Genomic DNA, 340 nt, shown 5'->3' with positions numbered 1-340 from the left:
ACGAGCACCGCGCGCTCTACGGCTACGACTTCCGCGGCAACGGCGAGCAGCAGGTCGAGTGGGTCAACCTCCGCGTCTCGGGCATCGGCCCGATCAAGCGCCCCGAGGTGCGGTCCGAGGAGGTCCAGGAGAACCCCGAGGTCGTCGAGGCCTCGCGCCGGGCGGTGTGCTTCGAGCCGGCCGCCGGCTACGTCGACACCCCGGTCTACTGGCGCCCCGACCTCGCGCCGGGCGCGCAGGTGGCCGGCCCGGCGATCATCGAGGAGTTCGGCTCCACCGTGCCGCTCCACCCGGGCTTCGTCGCTCGCGTCGACGCCTACCGCAACATCATCGTGACCCG

Annotated in this window: 1 pseudogene; it reads left to right on the top strand. The window is 72.6% G+C overall.

From position 1 onward, the window contains the following. Positions 1–340, top strand: a pseudogene (locus D9V41_RS17040) (hydantoinase/oxoprolinase family protein); the annotation flags it as partial.

The sequence above is a fragment of the Aeromicrobium phragmitis genome (assembly GCF_003674095.1).
Classification (GTDB): domain Bacteria; phylum Actinomycetota; class Actinomycetes; order Propionibacteriales; family Nocardioidaceae; genus Aeromicrobium; species Aeromicrobium phragmitis.
Note: the sequence above shows the minus strand (reverse complement) of the source record. Positions and strands in the feature narration are given on the sequence as shown.